The organism is Rhodococcus sp. 852002-51564_SCH6189132-a (assembly GCF_001665495.1).
Taxonomy (GTDB): domain Bacteria; phylum Actinomycetota; class Actinomycetes; order Mycobacteriales; family Mycobacteriaceae; genus Rhodococcus; species Rhodococcus pyridinivorans.
In genome coordinates this window covers 23,088-45,842 of record NZ_LZMJ01000018.1, presented here as the reverse complement: position 1 = coordinate 45,842, position 22,755 = coordinate 23,088, and the positions used below count along the sequence as shown (strand labels likewise).

The 22,755-nt window shown below is 65.7% G+C and carries 23 protein-coding genes; 7 read left to right on the top strand and 16 right to left on the bottom strand.

Annotated features, from left to right (window positions below; all coding sequences use genetic code 11):
- Window positions 1-48: 48 nt before the first annotated feature.
- Window positions 49-1,362 carry a bifunctional o-acetylhomoserine/o-acetylserine sulfhydrylase gene (locus A5767_RS03825; RefSeq protein ID WP_006551000.1) on the bottom strand — a complete coding sequence of 438 codons (1,314 nt, stop codon included), beginning with the start codon at window positions 1,360-1,362 and terminating at the stop codon, window positions 49-51.
- A gap of 378 nt (window positions 1,363-1,740) precedes the next feature.
- On the opposite strand from A5767_RS03825, the gene A5767_RS03820 reads away from it, so the two are divergent.
- Window positions 1,741-2,580, top strand: a complete 840-nt coding sequence (locus A5767_RS03820; protein WP_006550999.1) for an IclR family transcriptional regulator — start codon at window positions 1,741-1,743, stop codon at window positions 2,578-2,580.
- Window positions 2,581-2,686: 106 nt separating this feature from the next.
- Here the strand turns inward: A5767_RS03820 and A5767_RS03815 are convergent, their stop codons facing one another.
- From A5767_RS03815 to A5767_RS03805, 3 genes are all read right to left on the bottom strand, one after another.
- A complete protein-coding gene (locus A5767_RS03815; RefSeq protein ID WP_019290779.1) occupies window positions 2,687-3,619 on the bottom strand; it encodes an AurF N-oxygenase family protein in 933 nt (310 codons plus the stop codon).
- Window positions 3,620-3,737: 118 nt separating this feature from the next.
- A complete protein-coding gene (locus tag A5767_RS03810; protein WP_064851674.1) occupies window positions 3,738-4,166 on the bottom strand; it encodes a hypothetical protein in 429 nt (142 codons plus the stop codon).
- Window positions 4,163-5,260: an adenylate/guanylate cyclase domain-containing protein gene (locus tag A5767_RS03805; RefSeq protein ID WP_082937593.1), complete on the bottom strand. Its 1,098-nt coding sequence runs from the start codon at window positions 5,258-5,260 to the stop codon at window positions 4,163-4,165. The genes A5767_RS03810 and A5767_RS03805 overlap by 4 nt, the downstream gene beginning before the upstream one ends.
- Before the next feature lie 140 nt (window positions 5,261-5,400).
- Between A5767_RS03805 and A5767_RS03800 the strand changes: the two genes are divergently transcribed.
- Both A5767_RS03800 and A5767_RS03795 read left to right on the top strand, forming a co-directional pair.
- Window positions 5,401-6,237: a DUF6319 family protein gene (locus A5767_RS03800; protein WP_064851704.1), complete on the top strand. Its 837-nt coding sequence runs from the start codon at window positions 5,401-5,403 to the stop codon at window positions 6,235-6,237.
- Window positions 6,238-6,285: 48 nt separating this feature from the next.
- The gene (locus A5767_RS03795) at window positions 6,286-6,948 is read left to right on the top strand and encodes a hypothetical protein (protein WP_006550994.1); all 663 of its coding nucleotides are present in this window, start codon (window positions 6,286-6,288) and stop codon (window positions 6,946-6,948) included.
- 34 nt (window positions 6,949-6,982) lie between these two features.
- On the opposite strand, the gene ilvD is transcribed toward A5767_RS03795, so the two are convergent.
- Both ilvD and A5767_RS03785 read right to left on the bottom strand, forming a co-directional pair.
- Entirely contained in the window at window positions 6,983-8,680 is a 1,698-nt protein-coding gene (gene ilvD / locus A5767_RS03790) for a dihydroxy-acid dehydratase (RefSeq protein WP_064851672.1), read from the bottom strand.
- Window positions 8,677-9,243 carry a TIGR03086 family metal-binding protein gene (locus tag A5767_RS03785; RefSeq protein ID WP_064851671.1) on the bottom strand — a complete coding sequence of 189 codons (567 nt, stop codon included), beginning with the start codon at window positions 9,241-9,243 and terminating at the stop codon, window positions 8,677-8,679. Before A5767_RS03785 ends, ilvD begins: the two co-directional genes overlap by 4 nt.
- A gap of 114 nt (window positions 9,244-9,357) precedes the next feature.
- Here A5767_RS03785 and A5767_RS03780 point away from each other — a divergent pair, with 114 nt between their 5' ends.
- The 3 genes from A5767_RS03780 to A5767_RS03770 all read left to right on the top strand — a co-directional run bounded on the left by A5767_RS03780 (window position 9,358) and on the right by A5767_RS03770 (window position 12,542).
- Window positions 9,358-10,362, top strand: a complete 1,005-nt coding sequence (locus A5767_RS03780; RefSeq protein WP_064851703.1) for an aldo/keto reductase — start codon at window positions 9,358-9,360, stop codon at window positions 10,360-10,362.
- Window positions 10,363-10,402: 40 nt separating this feature from the next.
- Entirely contained in the window at window positions 10,403-11,677 is a 1,275-nt protein-coding gene (locus A5767_RS03775; RefSeq protein WP_064851670.1) for an MFS transporter, read from the top strand.
- 172 nt (window positions 11,678-11,849) lie between these two features.
- Entirely contained in the window at window positions 11,850-12,542 is a 693-nt protein-coding gene (locus A5767_RS03770; RefSeq protein WP_006550989.1) for a GTP pyrophosphokinase, read from the top strand.
- 85 nt (window positions 12,543-12,627) lie between these two features.
- Here the strand turns inward: A5767_RS03770 and A5767_RS03765 are convergent, their stop codons facing one another.
- The 5 genes from A5767_RS03765 to A5767_RS03745 form a co-directional block, all read right to left on the bottom strand.
- Window positions 12,628-13,266: a hypothetical protein gene (locus tag A5767_RS03765; protein WP_231913106.1), complete on the bottom strand. Its 639-nt coding sequence runs from the start codon at window positions 13,264-13,266 to the stop codon at window positions 12,628-12,630.
- Between the two features lie 114 nt (window positions 13,267-13,380).
- A complete protein-coding gene (locus tag A5767_RS03760) occupies window positions 13,381-13,908 on the bottom strand; it encodes an LpqN/LpqT family lipoprotein (RefSeq protein ID WP_064851668.1) in 528 nt (175 codons plus the stop codon).
- The gene (locus tag A5767_RS23635; protein ID WP_230811164.1) at window positions 13,905-14,849 is read right to left on the bottom strand and encodes a hypothetical protein; all 945 of its coding nucleotides are present in this window, start codon (window positions 14,847-14,849) and stop codon (window positions 13,905-13,907) included. The genes A5767_RS03760 and A5767_RS23635 overlap by 4 nt, the downstream gene beginning before the upstream one ends.
- Window positions 14,846-15,844 (bottom strand): hypothetical protein, encoded by a 999-nt coding sequence (locus A5767_RS03750; protein ID WP_230811163.1) that lies wholly within the window; start codon window positions 15,842-15,844, stop codon window positions 14,846-14,848. The genes A5767_RS23635 and A5767_RS03750 overlap by 4 nt, the downstream gene beginning before the upstream one ends.
- Complete coding sequence (locus A5767_RS03745) at window positions 15,841-16,140, bottom strand: hypothetical protein (protein WP_230826533.1); 300 nt, start codon at window positions 16,138-16,140, stop codon at window positions 15,841-15,843. Before A5767_RS03745 ends, A5767_RS03750 begins: the two co-directional genes overlap by 4 nt.
- 326 nt (window positions 16,141-16,466) lie before the next feature.
- On the opposite strand from A5767_RS03745, the gene A5767_RS03740 reads away from it, so the two are divergent.
- Window positions 16,467-16,796 (top strand): putative quinol monooxygenase, encoded by a 330-nt coding sequence (locus tag A5767_RS03740; protein ID WP_064851667.1) that lies wholly within the window; start codon window positions 16,467-16,469, stop codon window positions 16,794-16,796.
- A 287-nt stretch (window positions 16,797-17,083) separates the two neighbouring features.
- Here the strand turns inward: A5767_RS03740 and A5767_RS22950 are convergent, their stop codons facing one another.
- The 5 genes from A5767_RS22950 to A5767_RS03715 all read right to left on the bottom strand — a co-directional run bounded on the left by A5767_RS22950 (window position 17,084) and on the right by A5767_RS03715 (window position 22,748).
- A complete protein-coding gene (locus A5767_RS22950) occupies window positions 17,084-17,905 on the bottom strand; it encodes a hypothetical protein (protein WP_156665116.1) in 822 nt (273 codons plus the stop codon).
- Between the two features lie 1,234 nt (window positions 17,906-19,139).
- Entirely contained in the window at window positions 19,140-20,120 is a 981-nt protein-coding gene (locus A5767_RS03730; protein WP_064851665.1) for a hypothetical protein, read from the bottom strand.
- Entirely contained in the window at window positions 20,117-20,416 is a 300-nt protein-coding gene (locus A5767_RS03725; RefSeq protein ID WP_230826533.1) for a hypothetical protein, read from the bottom strand. Before A5767_RS03725 ends, A5767_RS03730 begins: the two co-directional genes overlap by 4 nt.
- 266 nt (window positions 20,417-20,682) lie before the next feature.
- Window positions 20,683-21,531: a 3-hydroxybutyryl-CoA dehydrogenase gene (locus A5767_RS03720; RefSeq protein WP_037217799.1), complete on the bottom strand. Its 849-nt coding sequence runs from the start codon at window positions 21,529-21,531 to the stop codon at window positions 20,683-20,685.
- 59 nt (window positions 21,532-21,590) lie between these two features.
- Complete coding sequence (locus A5767_RS03715) at window positions 21,591-22,748, bottom strand: acyl-CoA dehydrogenase (protein WP_006553691.1); 1,158 nt, start codon at window positions 22,746-22,748, stop codon at window positions 21,591-21,593.
- Between the last annotated feature and the right edge of the window lie 7 nt (window positions 22,749-22,755).

The following is a 22,755-nucleotide window of genomic DNA, read 5'->3' as shown; positions in this document are numbered from 1 at the left end:
ACGGCCCATCCCTCGGGGTGGGCCGTCGCCGTTCTCGATGTGCCGGAATCAGCTGCCGGCAGCCTCGAGACCGGTGGTGATGTCGGCAAGGATGTCGTCGATGTTCTCGATGCCCACGGCGAGTCGCACGAGACCCGGGGTGACACCCGCGGCGATCTGCTCCTCGCCGGTGAGCTGCGAGTGGGTGGTCGACGCGGGGTGGATGACCAGCGAACGGACGTCGCCGATGTTCGCGACGTGGCTGTGCAGGGTCAGCGCGTTGACGAAGCGCTTGCCGGCGTCGATGCCGCCGGAGAGCTCGAACACCACGATCGCACCGGCGCCGCGCGGGGTGAGCTGCTGGGCGCGGTCGTACCACGGCGAGGACTTCAGGCCGGCGTAGGCGACGGAGGTGACCTCCGGGCGTCCCTCGAGGAACTCGGCGACCTTCTGTGCGTTCTCCACGTGCCGCTCGATGCGCAGACTCAGCGTCTCGATGCCCTGCGAGATGAGGAAGGCGTTGAACGGGGAGACCGCCGCGCCCATGTCGCGCAGCAGTTGCACGCGCGCCTTGAGTGCGTAGGCCGGAGCGCCGAGGTCGGCGAAGACGACACCGTGGTAGCTCGGGTCGGGGGTCGTGAAACCGACGTGGCGGCCCTGCGTCCAGTCGAACGTGCCGCCGTCGACGATGACACCGGCGATGGCCGTGCCGTGGCCGCCGAGGTACTTGGTGGCCGAGTGCACGACGATGTCGGCACCGTGCTCGAGCGGGCGGAGCAGGTAGGGGGTCGCGACCGTGTTGTCGACGATCAGCGGTAGCCCGTTCTCGTGGGCGACACCCGAGATGCCGGGCAGGTCGAGGATGTGGTTCTTCGGGTTGGCGATCGTCTCGCCGAAGAACGCGCGGGTGTTGTCGCGGACGGCCTCGCGCCACTGGTCGAGGTTGTCGGGATCCTGGACGAAGGTGACCTCGATGCCGAGCTTGGGCAGCGTGTAGTGGAACAGGTTGTACGTGCCGCCGTAGAGATACGGGCTCGACACGATGTGATCGCCGGCCTGCGCCAGGTTGAGGATCGCGAAGGTCTCGGCGGCCTGTCCGGACGCGAGGAGGAGGGCGGCGACGCCACCTTCGAGGGCAGCGATGCGCTGCTCGACCGCGTCCTGCGTCGGGTTCATGATGCGGGTGTAGATGTTGCCCGGTTCGGCGAGACCGAACAGCGCCGCGGCGTGATCGGTGTTGTCGAAGGTGTAGCTGGTGGTCTGGTAGATGGGCAGGGCCCGGGCCTTCGTGTCGCCGCCGGCGGGCTGTCCCACGTGGATCTGCTTGGTCTCGAAGCTCCAGTTCGCGCTGGGATCGGTTGCTTCAGGGGTGGTGTCGCTCATGGCTCTGCTCCGGATTCGGGATGTGTTCTGATCGTCGACATGCTGACCTTCGGGCCCCGCTACACGACATCACCGTACGGCGGTGTGGAGGGGGCAGGAACGGGTGCGGCGGTCAGCGGGCCAGGCACCCGCTGATACACGAGAGTTGGGCACGACGGTGCGGCGACCGGCTCGCGCGCTCGTACGTCTTGCTCACGGTCCCGACAATAACCTGTCCGCACGATTCCGACCAGACTCATAGGAATTCGCTCTCGCCAGGAAACTGACTCCGGAGTACCTACAGTCTGTGTGTACCCCTTCCGGTGTGACCTCTGTTACTGCTAACGTTCTGGAACAGATTCCAGTTTCATGAGGCGCGCAGGGTCGTGGCCAGGACTTATGGAGGTGCAGTTGACCGCCGTCGACTCCGCGCTCGAGCCCGTCGGAACCTCGTCGAAACGAGAACTTCCACCATCGATGGTCGATCGGATGACCCTCATCCTGGAGGCCTTCGACAGCCGCGGCGCACTCACTCTCGAAGAGGTCACCTGTCGCTCCGGGTTGCCCCGTTCGACGGTGCACCGCATCCTCGATCACCTCGTGCGTCGCGACTGGATCGAGCACGCATCCTTCGGCTACTGCCTCGGCCCGCGTGCCCTCGGTCTCGGTGGCAGCGACACGGGCCACCGCCGCATCCGGGAGGCCGCTGCGCCGCATCTCCACGACCTGGCGATGCAGACCGGCGCCGTCGTCCACTTGACGGTCCTCGAGGGCAACGAGGTGCTCTACCTCGACAAGGTTGGTGGACAGTTCGCGTCGAGCGTGCCGTCACGGGTGGGCGGTCGGTTCCCCGCCTACGCCACCGCGGCCGGCAAGTCCATCCTCGCGTGGCTCGAGCCCGAACGCATCGACGCGCTGTACGGCAAGACTCTCGTGCCGTGCACCGAGCGCACCATCCGCGATCACGTCGCACTGCACCAGGAGCTCAACCGCATTCGCAAGCGTCGTGGCGTCGCGTTCGAACGTGAGGAAGCTGCGCGGGGCATCGGATGCGTGGGCGTCGCGCTCCGCGGCGTCGACGGCCCGGTCGCCGCCCTGTCGCTGGCGGCGGACGCGCGTTCGACTCGCCTGGAGTGGGTGGCGCCGATCGTCGCCGATACCGCTCGAAAGATCACGCGCACGCTGTTCCCGGAGCAGGAGCGCGACGACAGCCTGCGGGCCACCGAGAAGGTGGGCTGACGCCTTTCGGTTTTCGCCACGAAGGACTGTGCGCAGTTCTCGTCGGAAATCCCTCGAGGAGATCGACGAGAACTGCGCACAGTTCGTTGTATGGCCGTAGGCCGTATCAGAGCAGGTGGACCTTCTTGTAGAGGATCTTCGACGGTCCGCCGATGAGGCCGACGTTGTCGAGGAAGGTCATCAGCTTCGCGCCGGACTTGCGCACGCGATCGTGATAGTGCTTGTTGCCCTTCGCCTCTTGCAGAGCGCGCTCGCGATCGAGGCCCGCATTGGTGTAAACGTCGGGGTGGATCATGCTCTTGACGACGAAGAACACCACGAGCGCGGTGTTGAACCGCTCGAACGCGAGTCGCGTGCGGCTCGCACCGGCGAGTCGGCGTGCGACCTCCTCGCGGGCGAAGCGGATGTGGCGCGCTTCCTCGAGGACGTGGATCTTCGACACCGCGCGGGTGACGGGCTGCACCCGCTCGTCGCGCATGAAGTCGCGCTGCATCATGTCGAGGATCTCCTCGGCAGCCATGACCGATGCATAGGCGTTGGCGCCCTTGAAGAAATGGCCCCACAGGCGACCGAGCTGGTGGATGTAGCGGGCCGGACCGTAGCCCGGCATGTTCAGCCGTTCGCCGGCGCGCGCGAACATCACCGAGTGGCGGCACTCGTCGGCGACCTCGGTGAGGGCGAACTGGACGTGACGCGAATGCTTGTCGCGGTCGTAGACGTCGCGCAGGAGCATCTGCATGAGCAGGATCTCGAACCACAAGCCGACGCTCGAAACGCTCGCGGCCTCATGCTTGGTCAGCTCGATGCGCTGTTCGTCGGTGAGCTCGTCCCACAGTGCGGTGCCGTAGAGCGTGCTCCATTCGGGGGTCATTCCGAACTTGTCGTCGGGGACGGGGGCTTCCCAGTCCACCTCGACGACCGGGTCGTACGACTTACGTGCGGACGAGGCGAGCAGTCGTCCGGCGGTTTCTTCGCGATCGGACAGTGCGACGCCGGGGATGAAGCCCTTGCTGGTCTCGCGGGTGAGCGATGCGGTCATGCCTCCACCTTTTTAGTGTGACGACTAGTAACTGTTATCCAGGTTAGCGTGATCACGCGCACAGCACAATGCCCGCGACCTGCGTCGCGGGCATCGAGAAAGAAAAGAGAGAAGAGGGTTACGAGCGCCGGGGTGGCCAGAAGGCGGAGATCAACGCTCCGACCAGCAAGATCGCGGCGACTGCCCACGATGCCTGCTGCAAGCCGTCGAGGAAGGCGTTCTGTGCGAGTTCGGCGAGTTGCTCGCCCTGCGGACCCGCATGCTCGGCGACCTGTATCGCGGCGGCGAGCGAATCCTGCACGGCGGCAAGGGCCGGCTCGGGGATCATCGGCGCCACCGGATCGATGCCGTGCCCGTAGGCTGCGGCCAGGACGCTGCCCGTGATCGCAACACCGATCGCCGCACCGATCTCGCGGGTCGCGTCGTCGACCGCCGCACGGGGGCGGTACTTCGTGGTCTCCTCGAGGGCGAAGGAGGTCGGAAGAAGTATCAGTGGGTATGAGGGAGTATCGGGCTTCTCGTCGACTGTTGTCAGCCTGCCGGTCACAGACCCATGTCCTCGTCGTGCAGACCCTCCACGCCCACCGCCGCCTTCTTCTCCTCGCGCGGACGACGCAGGACGTACAGCCGCGAATGCTGGAAGTCCCGCAGCCGCAGCGTGCGCACCGTCTGGAAGCGGAACTCCTCGCAGTCGGAGAGGGCGTCGGCGAGGTTCTCGTCGACGAGGATCGTGCCCGGCCGCGCCGCGCCGGTGAGACGGGCCGCGATGTTGACGACCGAACCGAACAGGTCGCCGAAGCGCGGCAACGCCTGGCCCCACGCCAGTCCGATCCGCAGGTCCGGATAGTCCTTCTGGGACCTGAACGAATCCTGCAGTTCGAGGGCGATCCGTGCGGCGTCGACCGGACGTTCGGCCGCGAACATCACCTCGTCGCCGACGGTTTTGATCACCCAGCCGTTGTGCCGGGCGATGACGTCGGAGACCTCCGATTCGAAGTAGTCGAGCAGCTCGCTCAGCGCGGCCGCATCGATCTGCCGGGTCAACCGTGTGTAGCCGACCATGTCGGCGAAACCGACGACCAACTCGTGGAGCTCCCCGGAATCCTGCGGGCGCGCGGCGGCCCGGGCGGTCGTGGCCACCAGGTGCCGACGCCACATGTGGCTCTGGAGGCTCACCGTGAGCTCGGTCGTGCGATCGACGATGTGGTCGATCAGCGCGCGGATCTCCTCTTCCTGCGGGGGAGTCTCCGTTTTCGCGTAGGCGGAGGCCAACTGGGTGAAGACGTGGGTGTTGAGCAGATTCAGTTGCCACTCGGTCAGCCGCGACATCGACTGTCCGATCGACCGGGCCGCGGGCACCTCGAGGCTTTCGTCGATCGCGCCGCTCGCGATGATGGCCGCCGTCGCACGCAGGGCCTCGACGTCGCCGTCGGTGAACATCACGACGTCGGGATCGGGATCGACGGTCAGACCGAGTGCCTGCCACAGCCGGCGCACCCGCGCAGGTGCGAGCCCGCACAACTCGGCCACCTCGTTCAGGGTGTAACGAAGAGGACCACCGAGCAGCGCGTTCTCCAGCTGTGACTGGATCACGGACAGCACGTCGGTTCCTGAGGCAGGTGCCGGATCGGACGGGGTCACTCCTCCATCCTTACCGTGCCCCGGGCCCATGCGCGCGGCAGGTCGTATCGAACAGGTGTACAGGCGTGTCGTACGGATGTGCGACAGTGACCGACATCGAAGCCCTGCCGACCCTTCGGCGAACCGAGAAAGGACGTCGCATGTCGCCCCGCAGACGCGCGGACCACCTGACGGAGGAACAACTCGGAGAGCTCGGTGCCGCTCTCGCCGAGGGGCGCCGCGCGACCGTCTACCTCGTCGAGGGCATTCCGAGTCTCGGCATCGACCCGGGGACGTCGGCGCGGGTGGTATCGATCAGCGGCAGCACCGTGATGGTGCGGCCGAAGGGCGTCGACGACGAGTTGCCGTTCGAGACCGACGAACTGCGCGCCACCCGCGAGCCGGCCGGAACGAAGCGCGCACCGACGAAGACCGCGCGCACGTCCGGTGGTGCGAAGCCCGCTCCGGCGAAGGCAGCTCCCGCGAAGGTGGCACCTGTGCAACCCGCGACCCCACGGGCTACCGCATCCAGGCCTGCTGCACCGAAGCCTGCTCCCCAGAAATCCGAGAGCCCAGCAGTCGCTGCGGTTCCCCGCGCCCAGGAGAAGAAGCCCGTGACCCAGACGACCCCCGCTTCGTCCGACACTCCCGCCTCCCGGCCGCCGGCACCGGCGAAGCCGAAGGCCCCGGCCCGCAAGGCGAAGAAGGCGCCGTCGATCACGATCACCGTCACGATCGACCCGGAGAACGAGTGGACGGTGGGGGTCGCGCACGGCACCCGCAAGGTCGGTAAGCCCGCGCCGGTCGCACCCGACGCCGTCGAACGTGCGGTGAAGGAACTCGGCGATCCCACGGCCACCGAGGCCGTCCAGTCGGTGATCGAGGAGGCGCGTCGCGCGGCCGAGGAGCGGGTCGCGCAGCTCAGCCGCGAGCTCGAGGAGGCCCGTCAAGCTCTGGAAAGCTTGGGCGCAACCCGGAAATCCGGCGGAAACCTCTAGTACGCTCAGCCCGACGGCTGCCGGACGGCGCAGCGCAGGAGGGCCTCCATGTTCAGAAAACTGGTTGTTGCAATCGCGAGCGCGGTCGCGTTGGTCGGCGCGGGTTCCGGGGTGGCCGTCGCGGCTCCTCCGGTCACCCTCGGTGGCGGTTCGGGCATCACTCTCGGAGACAACGGGCAGGACATCTTCGACTGCACGCTCACCACGATCGGCAACGACGCCGCCGGACGCCTCGTGGGTCTCACTGCCGCGCACTGCGGCTCTCCCGGCATGACGGTGAAAGCCGAATACGACCTCGCTGCCGGCTCGGTGGGCCGCATCGTGTCGACCAACGAACGGCTCGACTACGCCGTGATCGAGTTCGACCGGAGCAAGGTCGTTCCGGTCAACCGCGTCGGCAACGTGACGATCACCGGCCTCGGTGCCCCCGCGGGCTTCCCGAACATCGCTTGCAAGGAAGGCCGCACCACGGGCAACACCTGCGGCATCGTCTGGGGCGACGTGTTCGGCTCGCAGGAGACCTGGACGCAGGTGTGCGTCATCGAAGGCGACTCGGGCGCACCGCTCGTGGTGGGCACGACGCTCGTCGCGATGGTCAACGCCTACCTGCTCGCGCCATGCGCCGGCCCCGAGGTCGGAACGAACATCGACGTGATCATGGCCGACATCAACGGTCGGGGCGGGCCGGGCGCAGGTTTCCGTCCGATCTAGCAGCACCCCCGGAGCGGGAGGGTTCACCCGACCCTCATCCGCACACCGCACCGTTCGATGCGGAACCGACCAGCTTCGTGTACTTCGCCAGTACACCCCGGGTGTAGCGCGGCGGCAGTGGCTCCCAGCACTGTCGCCGCGTTTCCATTTCCTTCTCGTCGACCAGCACGTCGAGCAGGCCGTTCGAGACGTCGAGACGGATCCGGTCGCCGTCGCGGACGAAGGCGATGGGGCCGCCGTCGACGGCCTCCGGGGCGACGTGCCCGACGCACAACCCGGTGGTACCACCGGAGAATCGTCCGTCGGTGAGCAGCAGGACGTCCTTGCCTAGCCCGGCGCCCTTGATCGCACCGGTGATCGCGAGCATCTCGCGCATGCCCGGGCCACCCTTGGGACCCTCGTACCGGATGACCACCACGTCGCCTGCGGTGATGGTGCCGTCCTCGAGCGCGTCCATCGCGGCGCGTTCGCGTTCGAAGACCCGCGCCGTTCCCTCGAAGACCGACTCGTCGAAGCCTGCGGACTTCACCACCGCTCCGCCGGGAGCGAGACTGCCCCGCAGGATCGTGATGCCCCCCGTGGGGTGGATGGGGTCGCTCAGGGCACGCAGCACCTTGCCGTCCGGGTCGGGTGGCCTGATGCCGGCGAGGTTCTCGGCCACGGTGTTCCCGGTGACGGTGAGGCAGTCACCGTGCAGCAGACCCGCGTCGAGCAGCGCCTTCATGATGACCGGGACGCCGCCGATGTGGTCGACGTCCTTCATCACGTGCCGGCCGAACGGTTTGACGTCGGCGAGATGCGGCACCCGCGCGCCCACGCGGACGAAGTCGTCGAGGCTCAGATCCACCTGCGCCTCGTGCGCGATCGCGAGCAGGTGGAGCACGGCGTTCGTGGATCCCCCGAAGGCCATGACCACCGCGATGGCGTTCTCGAACGCCTCCTTGGTGAGGATGTCGGAGGCCGTGATTCCGCGACGCAACAACTCGACCACCGCCTGTCCGCTGCGCCGGGCGAAACCGTCGCGGCGACGATCGGTGGCGGGTGGGGATGCGCTTCCCGGCAGCGACATACCGAGCGCTTCGGCCGACGCGGCCATCGTGTTCGCGGTGTACATGCCGCCGCAGGCGCCCTCACCGGGGCAGATGGCGCGTTCGATCGCGTCGAGATCGGTCTCGGACATCAGGCCTCGCGCACACGCCCCGACCGCCTCGAAGGCATCGATGATCGTCACGTCGCGTTCGGTGCCGTCGGACAGTTTCGCGATGCCCGGCAGGATCGACCCGGCGTACAGGAAGACGGCGGCGAGATCGAGGCGGGCGGCAGCCATGAGCATGCCGGGCAGGGACTTGTCGCATCCCGCGAGCAGCACCGAGCCGTCGAGTCGCTCGGCCTGCATCACCGTCTCGACGCTGTCGGCGATGACCTCACGGGAGACCAGGGAGAAGTGCATACCCTCATGCCCCATCGAGATCCCGTCGGACACGGAGATGGTGCCGAATTCGAGCGGGTAACCGCCCGCGGCGTGCACGCCCTCCTTCACCGATCGCGCGAGGCGTTCGAGCGGGAGGTTGCAGGGGGTGATCTCGTTCCACGACGACGCCACACCGATCTGCGGCTTGCCCCAGTCCTCGTCTCCCATCCCCACCGCACGGAGCATGCCGCGCGAGGCGGCCTTCTCCATGCCGTCGGTGACGTCGCGGCTGCGGGGCTTGATATCGGGTCGGTCCGTCATGACGCCTTCCTGGGGTCGCGGCCGGTGAGGGCGATGAGCCGGTCCTGCGGGGACGCGTCGTCGGGGACCGGGACGGGATCGGCGAACAGACCGCTCGAGGCGAGCATGTTCTTCTGCGGTTCGATGTCGGCGAGCACGGCGTCGACGAGGTCGGCGTCGAGCGTTTCGTCGGCACCGATGGCCCGGGCGAGATCCCAGGTGTGCACGGTGATGTCCGCGACCTGCTGTTTCATGTAGTCGAGGCACGGGACGGTGCCGTAGGACAGGTGGACCTCCTGGGACGGTGACGCCATCGCCCACGCGGCGGTCGCCTGCTCGGCGAAGCGTGCCCATTCGGCGGCGAGATCGTCCCCGATCGGTTCGAGTGCGGCCTTCGCGTCGTCGAGGGAACGGCCGGAGAGCAGCGGCTGGATCCAGCGCTGCTCGTCGACCATGTGCCACACCAGGTCGGTGACGTCCCACTCGGTGTCCGGGGTGGGTGCGTGCCAGTCGCGGATCTGCGCGACACGGTCGTCGAACTCGCGACGCGCGGTTCGTTGCAGGGAGAGCCAGTCGGTCACCATGGATCTCAGCCTAGGGCGCGGGCTGCTCGGATCACGGCGATTTCAACTCCTGCGATCATGCGCGGGATGCGGGACGATCGGGAGTCGCACCGTGTCGTCGTCGAGGAGAAGTACATGCCTGTCCCCACCGTCCAGCTCGCGCCCGGTCTCGTCGTCAGCGCCCAGGGTTACGGCGCGATGTCCGTCGCCCCCGCATACGGCGAGGTGAATCTCGACGAGGCACTCGCGACCCTGCACCACGCCGTGGATCTGGGCATCACCTTCATCGACACCGCCGACGTCTACGGCGACGGCACCAGCGAGAAGGTGGTCGGCACGCTGCTCGCCGACCGGCGGGACGAGGTCCAGCTGGCGACGAAGTTCGGTCTCGTCGGCGCGGTCGGCGGCACGGGCACCGCCAACCGTCGCATCAACGGCCGTCCCGAATACGCGAAGCAGGCCATCGACGAGTCGCTCGGGCGTCTCGGCGTCGACCACGTCGACCTGTACTACCTGCACCGCGTGGATCCTGACGTGCCGGTCGAGGATACGGTCGGTGCCCTCGCCGAACTCGTGCAGGCCGGCAAGGTGCGGCACATCGGACTGTCGGAGGCCACGGGCGACGAACTGCGTCGCGCGCACGCCGTCCACCCGATCGCGGCGATCCAGTCGGAGTGGAGCATCGTCTCGCGCGACGTCGAACGGCACGTGGTGCCCACCGCCGCCGAACTCGGTATCGGCTTCGTGCCGTACTCGCCGGTGAGCCGGGGGCTGCTCACCGACGCCTTCGATCCCGGACAGGTCGCCGAGAACGACCTGCGCAAGCGCTTCCCGCGCTTCGACGCCGACGCCCTGCCGACCAACCTCTCGGTCCGTGAAGAGGTGCGGGCGGTTGCGAAGGAGGCGGACGCGACCATCGCGCAGATCGCCCTGGCATGGCTGGACGCGAAGGGGCGCGAGTTCGGGTTGCCGTCGGTGTCGATCCCCGGCACTCGCTACGCGAATCGCGTCACCGAGAACGCCGGAGCGCTCGACGTGACGCTCACCGACGAGCAGGTTGCACGGCTGGATCGTCTCGCCGGCAAGGTCGCCGGTCCGCGTGCGGCCGACCCGATGTGGGTGTCGCTCGGACGTGAGTAATCAGCACCGTTAACAGACCGACGCGTATCGTCCTTGTGACATGAGGGCATGGCTGGTCTGGGGTATCGGAGTCTTCGCCTACATCGTCGCCGTCCTCCACCGGACGGCGTTCGGCGTCTCCGGACTCGCCGCCACCGAACGCTTCGAGATCTCACCGTCGGTGCTGTCCGGCTTCGTCGTCCTCCAGCTCATCGTCTACGCGGGGATGCAGATCCCGGCCGGTGTGCTCCTCGACAGGTTCGGTTCGCGGCGGATGATCGCGACCGGCGCCGTGATCCTCGCCGTCGGTCAGGCGATCCTCGCCCTCACCGAGTCGCTGCCGGTCGCGTATCTGGCCCGAGTGCTGGTCGGTGTCGGTGACGCCCTGACGTTCATCTCGGTGCTGCGGCTCGTGCCGGTGTGGTTCGCGCCGCGCCGCGTGCCTGTCGTTTCGCAGCTGACGGGCATCTTCGGCCAGCTCGGCCAGGTGCTGTCGGCGGTGCCGTTCGTCCTGCTGCTCACCGGCACCGGATGGACGGCCGCCTACGGCAGTGCCGCGGCGCTCGGCCTGCTCGCGTGCGTGCTGGTGTTCGCGGTCGTGCGCGACACCCCGCCCGGTGAGACGCGCGAAGCCACCGCGTCAGGGCTGCGGGAGGTGATCGGCGGGCTCGGCACGGTGTGGCGGCGCCCCGGCACCAAGCTCGGCTTCTTCACCCACATGGGCACGCAGTTCTCGGTGACGACCTTCGCGCTCATGTGGGGCGTGCCGTATCTGGTCTCCGCGCAGGGCCTGTCACCCGCGGCGGCCGGCTCGATGCTGACCGTCTCGGTGGTCACCGCCATCTCCGCCGGACCCATCCTCGGCGTGCTGTCGGGACGCTTCCCGACCAGACGCTCGTGGCTTGTGCTCATGATCATCCTCGCCAGCGCAGTGACGTGGTCGGCGGTGCTCGCCCTGCCCGGACCCGCACCGCTGTGGCTGCTCGTGGTGCTCGTCGTCGTCATCTCGGTGGGCGGGCCGGGATCGATGATCGGCTTCGACTACGCCCGCACCTTCAATCCCGGGACCGCGCTCGGCACGGCCAACGGCATCGTCAACATCGGTGGCTTCCTCGCGACGCTGCTGGTCGTGCAGACGATGGGCATCGTGCTCGACCGGCTCGGCGGCTACACCTTCGACGCCTTCCGCGTCGCGTGGTTCGCGCAGTACCCGATCTGGGTGATCGCGCTCATCGGGGTGCTCGTGACCCGAGGACGCGCCCGCCGCGAGGCCGGCATCGAAGCGCGTTCGCTGCGGGCGGTCGTGCTCGACCGACTCGGTCGGGGTAAGCGCTGAACTCGGTTGGGGCAAGCACTGGGCTTCGAGGCGTCCGGATGCCTCGATCGACGATCGGCGGGAGTCCTGTTCGAGTGGACCGTCTCGCATCACTGCAGGTCAGGGCGGTCAGAACCGCCTGTCGTGGTCGGACTGGCAGACTCGATCCCGGAAGTGATCGAGGAGGAATCGAGTGAAGACGACGGTGGGCGAACCCGAACCGGGACTACCGACACCGGACGACGTGCAGGCACCGCTGGTCGCAGTGGAGCATCTCGCGCAAGATCTGCGACGCGCACTCATGGTGTACAAGTTCGGCATCGACGAGATGATGACGAAGATCAACATCCTGCGCGAGGAGTTCACCTACGCCCGCGAGTACAACCCGATCGAGCACGTGAAGTCGCGGTTGAAGAGTCCCGAGTCGATCCTCGCCAAGGCGGAACGGAAGGGTGCGCCCGCCTCGCTCGACGGCATCCGCGAGGCCGTCCGCGATATCGCAGGCATCCGCATCACGTGCAGCTTCACGTCGGACGTCTACCGGATCATCGACATGATCACGAGCCAGCTCGACGTGACGGTCGTCGAGATCGAGGACTACATCGCGCGCCCGAAACCCAACGGGTACAGCAGCGTGCACGTGATCGTCCAGATCCCGGTGTACATGTCCGACCGGGTCGAGCGCGTCTACGTCGAACTGCAGATCCGCACGGTCGCCATGGACTTCTGGGCGAGCCTGGAACACAAGATCTACTACAAGCACGATCGCGAGGTACCGGACGAACTGCGCGAAGAACTCCGCCTCGCCGCGGAAACGGCGCGCGATCTGGACCTGCGGATGGAAGCACTGCACCGCCGCGTCCACGGCCCGAACAACGGAAAATGACCGAGGTACGCAACGTGGGGTGAAGGCTCGCAACGTGGTCGGTCACTGTCGGCGTTGCGAACCCACCACCGGTGTTGCGTGCCCATCACCATTCCCACTGTTGACGCGGAATCTTCCGCGCGATACGTAAGCGTTCCCGCACCGGGAGGGGACGAAGGAGTTCTGGGGCCTCGGGTGTGGTGACGAGATGGCGATCTTCGGGACACCCATGGAGGCGGTCGATGAGTCCGAGCAGCGTGTTGGGATCGCTCACGAGAACGTACGCCGGCACGGTGAACGAATCCGGCTTGTCGTGCGCCACGCGAGGCGGAGTCGGTTCGTAGCCGGGTACGTGCAGACGGATGAGTGGATTGTGCGTAGACGCCCCGCGGCCCGAGACGGTGTAGACATCGGCATCCACTTCCCGGATCTCGTCCCATCGAACGAACACGTCCGAAACGCCACGCCGCACGAGCCATGTAATCATGAAAGCACCCGCTACTGTCATGCAGGAGAACACGACGGACAGCTGAACGGGAAGTATCCTCACGTAAGGAATCTCGATGCCAGGGCCGTGAACGTCGTCTCGGTACTGCTGGATCCTCGGATGCACACCGAATCGGTGGAAGCCGGCTCGCTCGAATCCCCAGGCCGAACTTGACGCCGTCATCACAGCGAGACAGAACCCCAGGGCGATGGCTCCGCCGTCATCCGCTCGTCGAACGTCGACGGTCTTCTGCAGCACAAGGATTCCGGTCCCGGCCAGGAACACGCCGAGGCAGAGCGATCCCGTACGAAACCCTTTGCGGCCAAGTAGGTTCGGATCGTTCTCCGTACGGGTACGTCTCGATGGAATCGCTCACCGGATTCTCAGTCCCTCGTGGATTGCATGCAGATGAGCGATAAGAGACTCGGCGTTGTCGGAACGTGCGGTTGCCGTCAGTTGCGTCAGGTAGCGATCGTACTCGTGGTCGATCACGAGATATCGCGTCACGGCGGTGTACTCGACGTCGTCCACTCGATAGGAGCCTTGGACGATCACCGATCGGTGCCCGCGGAAATCGGATGTGTCGCGGAACCTCTCCCTCCATGCGGGCAGTTCGCGAACTTCATTCCCCGCGACCTCCAGCAGTTCGTCCGTCGGCCGCCATTTCGACAGTGCGCCGTGGAGGAATACGGCGTTGGGTGCCCAATCATCCATGACGGACTGGGGAGCTACGAGAACCGTATGTGCGTGCGGAAAGACATCGCGGGGGAGTGTGATCCAGCCTTCCGGCGCCTGGGATTCCGGTTGCGGGTGCCGCGGATCGTCCGGGTCGCAGGGGCTCAGTTCGACTTCGCGTGCTGCGAGGTAGTCGGAGAGCGTCGTCTGAAGCGAAGCATTCATCGAGACGCCTCCTGGTGGCGTGCCATCCGGAATCGCCCTCGCAAAGGCGGTGGTCTGAGAAGTTCGGCCGCGTCCTCCCGAGCGAGGAGTGTGCGGTCGTGTGGACGTTCATGCATTCGTCGGGCCAGGGCCAGGAGTGTGTTGGGTTCTGCGATGAGCCAAGTGCAGACGATGGCGAGAATGTGTTCTTCGTCGTGGGGGATGCGCGCTTCCGGGGGAATCCGTCCGGTCGTGTGGATGTGGATCATCGGAGTCCGGACGTCGCCGTATCCGGAACGGGTCACGATATCCGTTCCGGCGATGCCCTCGATATCGTTCCAATGCACAAATTGCACGGTGGCATTGTTTCGTCGGAGCTTGCGAGAACGTACGACTCTTTCGATTCCGTGTGGATACAACCCCAGTGTGGTGGGAAGTCGGAACCAGATGAACGCCGCCGCCATGAGCAAGAGAACGATCCCACCCACGAGCGCGAAGATTGCAGTGGTTCGGGGGTCGTAACCATGCGGCAACTCGGATCTGTCGGTGATGTAGACGTTCAGAGCAGAGATGGCCAAACCGGTAAGGCCGTTGAAGATAAGCATGGCAACAGCCAGGCTGGGAAGGGTGAGTCCTCCCGGCACAACGATTCCGATTCCGAGTTCAGAATGTTTATTACTCCTGACCCGCTTGGAATGCAATACATTTCGAATCCCGCCGTGCCTGAACGCTGCGACACTCATGAGTAGCATCGACGTTCCGAACACTACCGAGCCGATTGTGGATATCGATTCTTCGTGCCCGACGTTCACCAGTGCATCCCCGAGGGACCATACAGCCAGAACAGCAGCGAAGACCCCGCCCATGCACCACCCGATTCGCAGTTGCTGCGGCCAACGAGGGTCGAAGAACGAATCGATGTGAGTTCGATATCGGTCCGGCGGAACGTTTTCGGTCGTCACCACAACTCCTGGATTTTCTTGGATGCGTACCATGTGGCTGCGCCGCCACCTATGAGGCCGGCAACGAAGCCCGCTGCAGTGCCGACTCCCGGGACGACCGAACCGCCCACTGCCCCGATGAACGCCGCTGAAAGTTTCGATGCGGCTACGGCACCGAGCATGCCGGCAACGGTTCCGGCGCTCTCGGAGACTATTGCCTCGGTGGGATCCATCCCTCCCTTGATGTCGTTGACGATCGCAGGAACGGTGCCTACTGCAGCGGCAGCCGGGTTCATTCCGCGCGCGATGTTGCGTGCGACATCGTCGCCCGAGGCCACCGCCGCGTCGGTCAGGAGTTCCTTGGTAGCTCCGGACATTGCGCTGATGGACGACGCTGCGATGGTGGATGGCCAGTCCGGCCACCAGGAGAACTCGCCGTTCTCGTTCTGCACGACCTTCCCCGGCACCGCGGCATCCCTGGCTGCTTCGAGTACCGCAACGGCGGCGGTGATGCGATCGGCAGTTTCGGTTGCGGCTCGCGACGCCTGTTCGAGAGCGCCGGTGACGGTGTGGGTCAGTTCCGTTGCTTCGTGTTCGAGGCGGACGCGGGCTTCGGCGACGGCTTCGGCCGGCAGCGTCGCCGAGAGGATGTGGATCTGGTCGGAGGGGTCGACGGTGCCGTCGTCGTGCACGGTGAACCCGGACTGTTCGGCGCCGCCCACGACCGACAGGAGGTGCAGGCGGGTGCCTTCGACGAGCCACGCGCCGGTGCGGTACGCCTCCGCGACCTGCAGGAGGGCTTCGGCGATGGCGCTGCCCAATGAGCGTTCGCGGACCACTCGCGCGGCGGCGGCACGCGCGGCGTCGCCGGACCATCGCTCGGCGAGCACATCCTGCTCGGTGAGCAGAGCTTTCATGCGGTCGTCGAGTGTGTCGACGAGCACGTCGAGGTGGTCGGCGGTGATTCGCAGCGCGTCGGGATTCCAGGACCGGACCGCAGCGACTCCCGGTCTCATCCGTGCTGATCCATCGCCGAGAGTGCAGCCACGAAGTCCGTCTCTGCGACGACGTAATCGTTCGCGGCGCCGTCGGTGATATCGACGATCTCGCGCAGGCGACTGCACACGTTGCCGAGTGCTTGATCGGTGGCGGTGAAGGCTCGTGCGCAGACGGCCGCGAATTCTGTTCCGGGAAGTGCTGATTGCGACACGGCATACGGTTCGCCGACGTCCCAGTCGTTCATCGCGTCGGCGGTGTCCGCCACGAAGGCTGCGAATGTGCGCAGCGCTTCAGGATCTACGTGCAATGTCACCACTGCCCCCCGACAGAATCCCCCGATACGTCCGGGTCGGGACGATAGCAGACGGCGCCCTCACGGAGCCGGAGCGGACCGTCGGGCGACTTCGAGCGGGGCATCGGTCGTACGCGAGGTACGCAACACGTAGTGAAGGTTCGCAACGCCGGCAGTTGCTGGCCGTGTTGCGAACCCGGAACTGTTGTTGCGTACCTACCGGTTGTGTGCGCGCTGGCGTGACGAGGTGCGTGCTGCGCGAAATGGTGTAACCTACGACTGAATTCTCCGATACGCCGCGCGTGACGGTAGCAGAGATCGGTCGGGGTGCCGTGGAAAGAGCCGAGATGTCCTACGTCCGTCTCAGGGGAGAACTGCTGTGCCACAGCGAGGCCGAGCGTGAGATCATGCTCGGCCATCTGCAGTGTCATATTGACCTGACGCGCGCCGAACCCGGTTGTGTCTCGTTCGAAGTCCTGCCGACCGACGACCCTATGGTGTGGCGCGTCGAGGAAACCTTCGTCGACGTCACCGCGTTCGAGATGCATCGAACGCGGGTGGCCCGCAGTGAGTGGGGACGGCTGACCGTCGGTATCGGGCGCCGGTACGAGATCGAGGGTGCGGATACACAGACGCCCCTGCCGTTCCGAGAAGGAACGGCAGGGGTGTCCGAGTGAGGCTTACTTGTAGTCGTCTGAATCGAAGCGTTCATCGAGACGCCTCCTGGTGGCGTGCCATCCGGAATCGTTCTCGCAAAGTCGGTCCCAGAAGGTCGGTTGTGTCCGGCTGTCACTACAACTCCCTGAATCATTTTGAATGTGTACGGCGTGGCGGCGCTGTCTCTGGGGTGACGAACCGGTCGTCACTTGCTGCGGCAGGGGATCGAGGTACGCAACATGCAGTGAGGGTTCGCAACGCCGTCAGTTACTGGCCGCGTTGCGAACCCGATGTTGCTGTTGCGTACCTACCGGTTGTTCCCGTGCTGACGCGACGGCGTGCGTGCTGCGCGGAATCGTTCCCGCAGCGGCGGAGGGCACAAGAGTTCGACTGCATCGGATTTCGTGAGAAGTTCGCGATCGCGCGGGTTCTCTGCCAACCGTTCCAAAAGCGCGAACAGAGTGTTCGGCTCCGTCACGAGCTGGTGGGCCATGACCGCCACTCGACACTCCGAATCATGTCGAGTCCGAGCTTCTGGTGGAATCGGTTCGTTCGTATGAAGATCGATTACCGGGTGGACCGTAGTTCCACCACCGACTCCGAGGCTACCTACCCCAATCCGGGCAATACCTTCCCAGGACAGGGAGATGTCGAATACCTGTTTCTTGAAGAAGACTCGACGACGTACGTAGCGGCGTACACCTCGTGGGCTGATGCACAGGGTCGTCTCGAAACGGATGGAGACGATCAGGACCGCGATCAGGCCCATGCCGGCGGCGCATACCGCTATGAAGAAGGCACTCTCACTGTTGTCTCGGTTGATCGGCAACAGTGCTTCGCCGAGGCCGCTGTGCCATGTGAATGCTGCTGCGGAACCATAGGCGGCCAACCCCAGCATGACTGCGACTGTTGTCCACACTTCGGTTCTTCGTGTTGGGATGCTGATACCCGGACCGCGGTCGCGATCGTGACGAAATTTGATGTCGCGGTGCGGTCGAAGGTCCCGAAGACCCGCACGCCGAAACGAGGATCGGGCGATGACGAACAGCGCAATCGAGCCGCCTGCCGCACCGAGTGTGACTTGGAAGTCGTTCGTTCGGATCGTGTCCTGGACGAATGCGAAGCTCACGCAAGCTGCGATAAGCAGCGCAATCGACAGAACTAGTGGCACTATCCTGAGCGGTTGTGGCCAGGGCGCTTCGGATGGCGTCGATCGGATGTTGTCGACGAGTTCGTCAGGTGTCCGAACTTTTTTTCCTCGCTTCAACAAGCACCTCGCTCGTACGTGAGGGATGAGATCATTTCCACGCCTACTGGCCAAGACCTGAAACCGCGAAATGACCTGGGACTCCGGCCGGTGGATTCTCTGACGCGTCCGCGCGCAACCTACGTGTTTCCTCACCGCGTCGTGTGAGCAATTCTGGCTTCACGAAGCCGTTTTCGAAGCGGGGGAGGGCGGAGCAGTTCGACTGCCCCCCTTTGTCCTACATAGCTCCGCTGATCCGGATTCGTCCGTAGGTGTTCGAGAAGCGCGAAAAGTGTGTTCGGCTCCGCCACCAGTTGATGCGCTGTAATGCTTACGGGGTGGGTCGAATCATGCCCGGTGCTCGAAGTGTCGGCTCCAGTTGCGCTGTAAAGGTGGATGATCGGCCGACCCGCGGATCCTGTACGTGGTGGTAGTTCCCTGGGTTCTATGCGACCGATATCGTCCCAGGGTAGGAAAGTCGAATCATCTCGTACAGAGAGGAATGATCGTCGCCTCCGAAGTCGCTCCACCCCGGACGGAAAGATCCTTAATTCGGTTGTTGCGCGGAAGGCGAAGACAAAGAGCGCAAGAGCGGTCATGACGATTGCACCGGCGAGTAGAAGCACGGCACCGGGGAGTGTGTCGCGACCGGAAGGCATCAGGGACTCGCCGAATCCCAGGAACCATCCAAGTGAAGCGGAAGCACCATATGCGGCGGTGCCGAAAAGGATTCCCGAGAGGATCCGGGTGTTCGATTTTCGAACCGGGATCGCCAAGCCGAGTCCTCGCACGGGATCCTCATGAACCGTAATCGACCGGGATAACCCGAGATATCGGATTCCGGCATCACGGATGCCGATGATGAAGAGCGAAATTGCTAGTGCTGTTCCACCTGCGAAGCCGACGAAGTAGGTAGCGTCCCCACGCTCGGCGCCCTGGAAAGACGAGTGTGCGAGAAGGATTGCAAGACTGAACATGGCGACGGAGAAAACGGCATCTGTGCAGCGAAGGCACTGAGGCCATGCCTGGTTGTCGTCCGGAAGGCCGACGGGCATCGTCGGGTGCTGGTGTTGCATAAGTCTGGCCCTGTTCCTTTCAACGCGGTGGACGACTCGAATCAATGCAGTGCTGCTTGTAGAACCTTGGAGGTCAACCAGGAAATGGAAGCGCCGGCCACCGCACCCGCCACCAGTCCGACTGCGGTTCCGATCCCCGGGGCGACAAGGGATCCAACAAAAGCTCCGGCCTTCAGGCCGCCCCAGTAGCCGAGCGCAGCGCCGGCGCCTTCTGTTACGACTGCCTCGGCAGGATGCATCCCTCCTTCGATGTCGTTGACTATCGCTGGGACCACTCCGAGTGCCGCCCCAGCCGGCCCGAGCTTTTGCGAGACTCCACGGGCGAGGTCGTCACCGGACGCTGTTGCTGCCGCTGTAAGACCCTCTTTCGTTCCGTCGGCCATCACGCCGATGGTCGAGGCTGCGGTCGTAGCTGCCCAGTCAGGCCACCAGGAGAACTCGCCGTTCTCGTTCTGCACGACCTTCCCCGGCGCCGCGGCATCCCGGGCTGCTTCGAGTACCGCAACGGCAGCGGTGATGCGATCGGCTGTTTCGGTTGCGGCTCGCGACGCCTGTTCGAGAGCGCCGGTGACGGTGTGGGTCAGTTCCGTTGCTTCGTGTTCGAGGCGGACGCGGGCTTCGGCGACGGCTTCGGCCGGCAGCGTCGCCGAGAGGATGTGGATCTGGTCGGAGGGGTCGACGGTGCCGTCGTCGTGCACGGTGAACCCGGACTGTTCGGCGCCGCCCACGACCGACAGGAGGTGCAGGCGGGTGCCTTCGACGAGCCACGCGCCGGTGCGGTACGCCTCCGCGACCTGCAGGAGGGCTTCGGCGATGGCGCTGCCCAATGAGCGTTCGCGGACCACTCGCGCGGCGGCGGCACGCGCGGCGTCGCCGGACCATCGCTCGGCGAGCACATCCTGCTCGGTGAGCAGAGCTTTCATGCGGTCGTCGAGTGTGTCGACGAGCACGTCGAGGTGGTCGGCGGTGATTCGCAGCGCGTCGGGATTCCAGGACCGGACCGCAGCGACTCCCGGTCTCATCCGTGCTGATCCATCGCCGAGAGTGCAGCCACGAAGTCCGTCTCTGCGACGACGTAATCGTTCGCGGCGCCGTCGGTGATGTCGACGATCTCGCGCAGGCGACTGCACACGTTGCCGAGTGCTTGATCGGTGGCGGTGAAGGCTCGTGCGCAGACGGCCGCGAATTCTGTTCCGGGAAGTGCTGATTGCGACACGGCATACGGTTCGCCGACGTCCCAGTCGTTCATCGCGTCGGCGGTGTCCGCCACGAAGGCTGCGAATGTGCGCAGCGCTTCAGGATCTACGTGCAATGTCACCACTGCCCCCCGGCAGAATCCCCCGATACGTCCGGGTGGGGACGATAGCAGACGGCGCCCTCGCGGAGCCGGAGCGGACCGTCGGGCGACTTCGAGCGGGGCATCGGTCGTGCGCGAGGTACGCAACACGTAGTGAAGGTTCGCAACGCCGGCAGTTGCTGGCCGTGTTGCGAACCCGGAACTGTTGTTGCGTACCTCCCGGCTGTCCGGATGCGCAGACGCCCCCGCCGTTCCGAGAAGGAACGGCAGGGGCGTCCGAGTGAGGCCTACTTGTAGCTGTAGAAGCCCTCGCCGGTCTTGCGACCCAGGCGACCCGCGTCGACCATGCGACGCAGCAGTGCCGGGGGAGCGAAGTGCGGCTCGGCGAACTCGTCGTACAGCGACTGCGCGGCGTTGAGGGTGATGTCGAGGCCGACGGTGTCGATGAGGGTCAGCGGACCCATCGGGTAGCCGCAGCCGCCCTTCATCGCGGCGTCGATGTCTTCCTTCGTCGCGTAGCCCGACTCGAGCATGCGCACTGCCGAGCACAGGTACGGGATGAGCAGGGCGTTGACGATGAAACCCGCACGGTCGCCTGCGCGCACGGCCGTCTTGCCGAGGGTGTTCTTCGCGTAGTCGAACACCGTGTCGGCGGTGGCCTCGTCGGTGGTGAGCGCCGAAATGATCTCGACGAGCGGCATCACCGGCACCGGGTTGAAGAAGTGCACGCCCACGACCTTGCCGGGCCGCTGCGTCGCCTGCGCCATCTTGATGACGGGGATCGACGACGTGTTGGTGGCGAGGATGCCTTCGGGCTTCACGATCTTGTCGAGCTCGGAGAAGATCTCCACCTTGAGAGACTCGATCTCGGGGGCGGCCTCGACGACGAGGTCGCGGTCGGCGAACTCCTTCAGGTCGAGGGTGACGCGGATCCGTCCGAGGACCGCGTCGGCGTCCTCCTGCGTGATCTTGCCGGACTTGACGCCACGTCCGATCGACTTCTTCAGACGCTCGCGTGCCGCGGCGGCGAACTCCTCGGTGGTCTCCTTGACGAGGACGTCGCTACCGGCCTTGGCGCACACCTCGGCGATACCGGCACCCATGGTGCCGCCACCGATCACGCCTACCTTTTCCACTGCCACTGCGGTAACTCCTGATCGCTTCGATGTTCCGGGGGTAACCTACGCGACCGGTGTCAGCGCAGCAGCGCGCGCGACATGACGACGCGTTGGATCTGGTTGGTGCCCTCGTAGATCTGCGTGATCTTCGCGTCGCGCATCATGCGCTCGACCGGGAAGTCGGTGGTGTAGCCGGCGCCACCGAACAGCTGCACGGCGTCGGTGGTGACCTCCATGGCGACGTCCGACGCGAAGCACTTCGCGGCGGCCGAGATGAAGCCGAGGTTGGGCTCGCCGCGCTCGGCGCGAGCGGCGGAGGTGTAGACCATCAGGCGTGCGGCCTCGACCTTCATCGCCATGTCGGCGAGCATGAACTGCACACCCTGGTTGTCGGAGATCGGGCGGCCGAACTGCTTGCGGTCCTTGACGTAGGCGGTCGCCGCGTCGAGGGCGCCCTGGGCGAGGCCGACGGCCTGCGCACCGATGGTGGGGCGGGTGTGGTCGAGGGTCGCGAGAGCGGTCTTGAAGCCGGTGCCCGGCTCGCCGACGATGCGGTCGCCGGGGATGCGGCAGTTCTCGAAGTACAGCTCGGCGGTGGGGGAGCCCTTGATGCCGAGCTTCTTCTCCTTCGGTCCGACGACGAAGCCCTCGTCGTCCTTGTGGACCATGAAGGAGGAGATGCCGTTGGCGCCCTTCTCGGGGTCGGTGACGGCCATGACGGTGTACCAGGTGGACTTACCACCGTTGGTGATCCAGCACTTGGAGCCGTTGAGGATCCAGTCGTCGCCGTCGGCCTTGGCGCGGGTGCGCATGGAGGCGGCGTCGGAGCCGGCTTCGCGCTCGGACAGCGCGTAGGAGGCCATCGCGCCGTTGACGATGTCGGGGAGGACCTTGGCCTTGAGTTCGTCGGAGCCGCGGAGGATCAGGCCCATGGTGCCGAGCTTGTTGACGGCGGGGATCAGCGAGGAGGAGCCGCATACTCGGGCGACCTCTTCGATGACGATGCAGGCGGCGATCGAGTCGGCGCCCTGGCCTTCGAACTGCTCGGGCACGTGGATGGCGTTGAAGCCCGACTTGTTGAGGGCGTCGAGGGCTTCCTGCGGGAAGCGGGAGTTCTCGTCGACGTCCTTGGCGTAGGGCGCGATCTCCTTCTCGGCGAGCGCGCGGATGGCCTCGCGCAGCGCGTCGTGCTCCTCGGAGAGCTTGAACAGATCGAAGTCGGGATTGAGGGCCATGACGGCG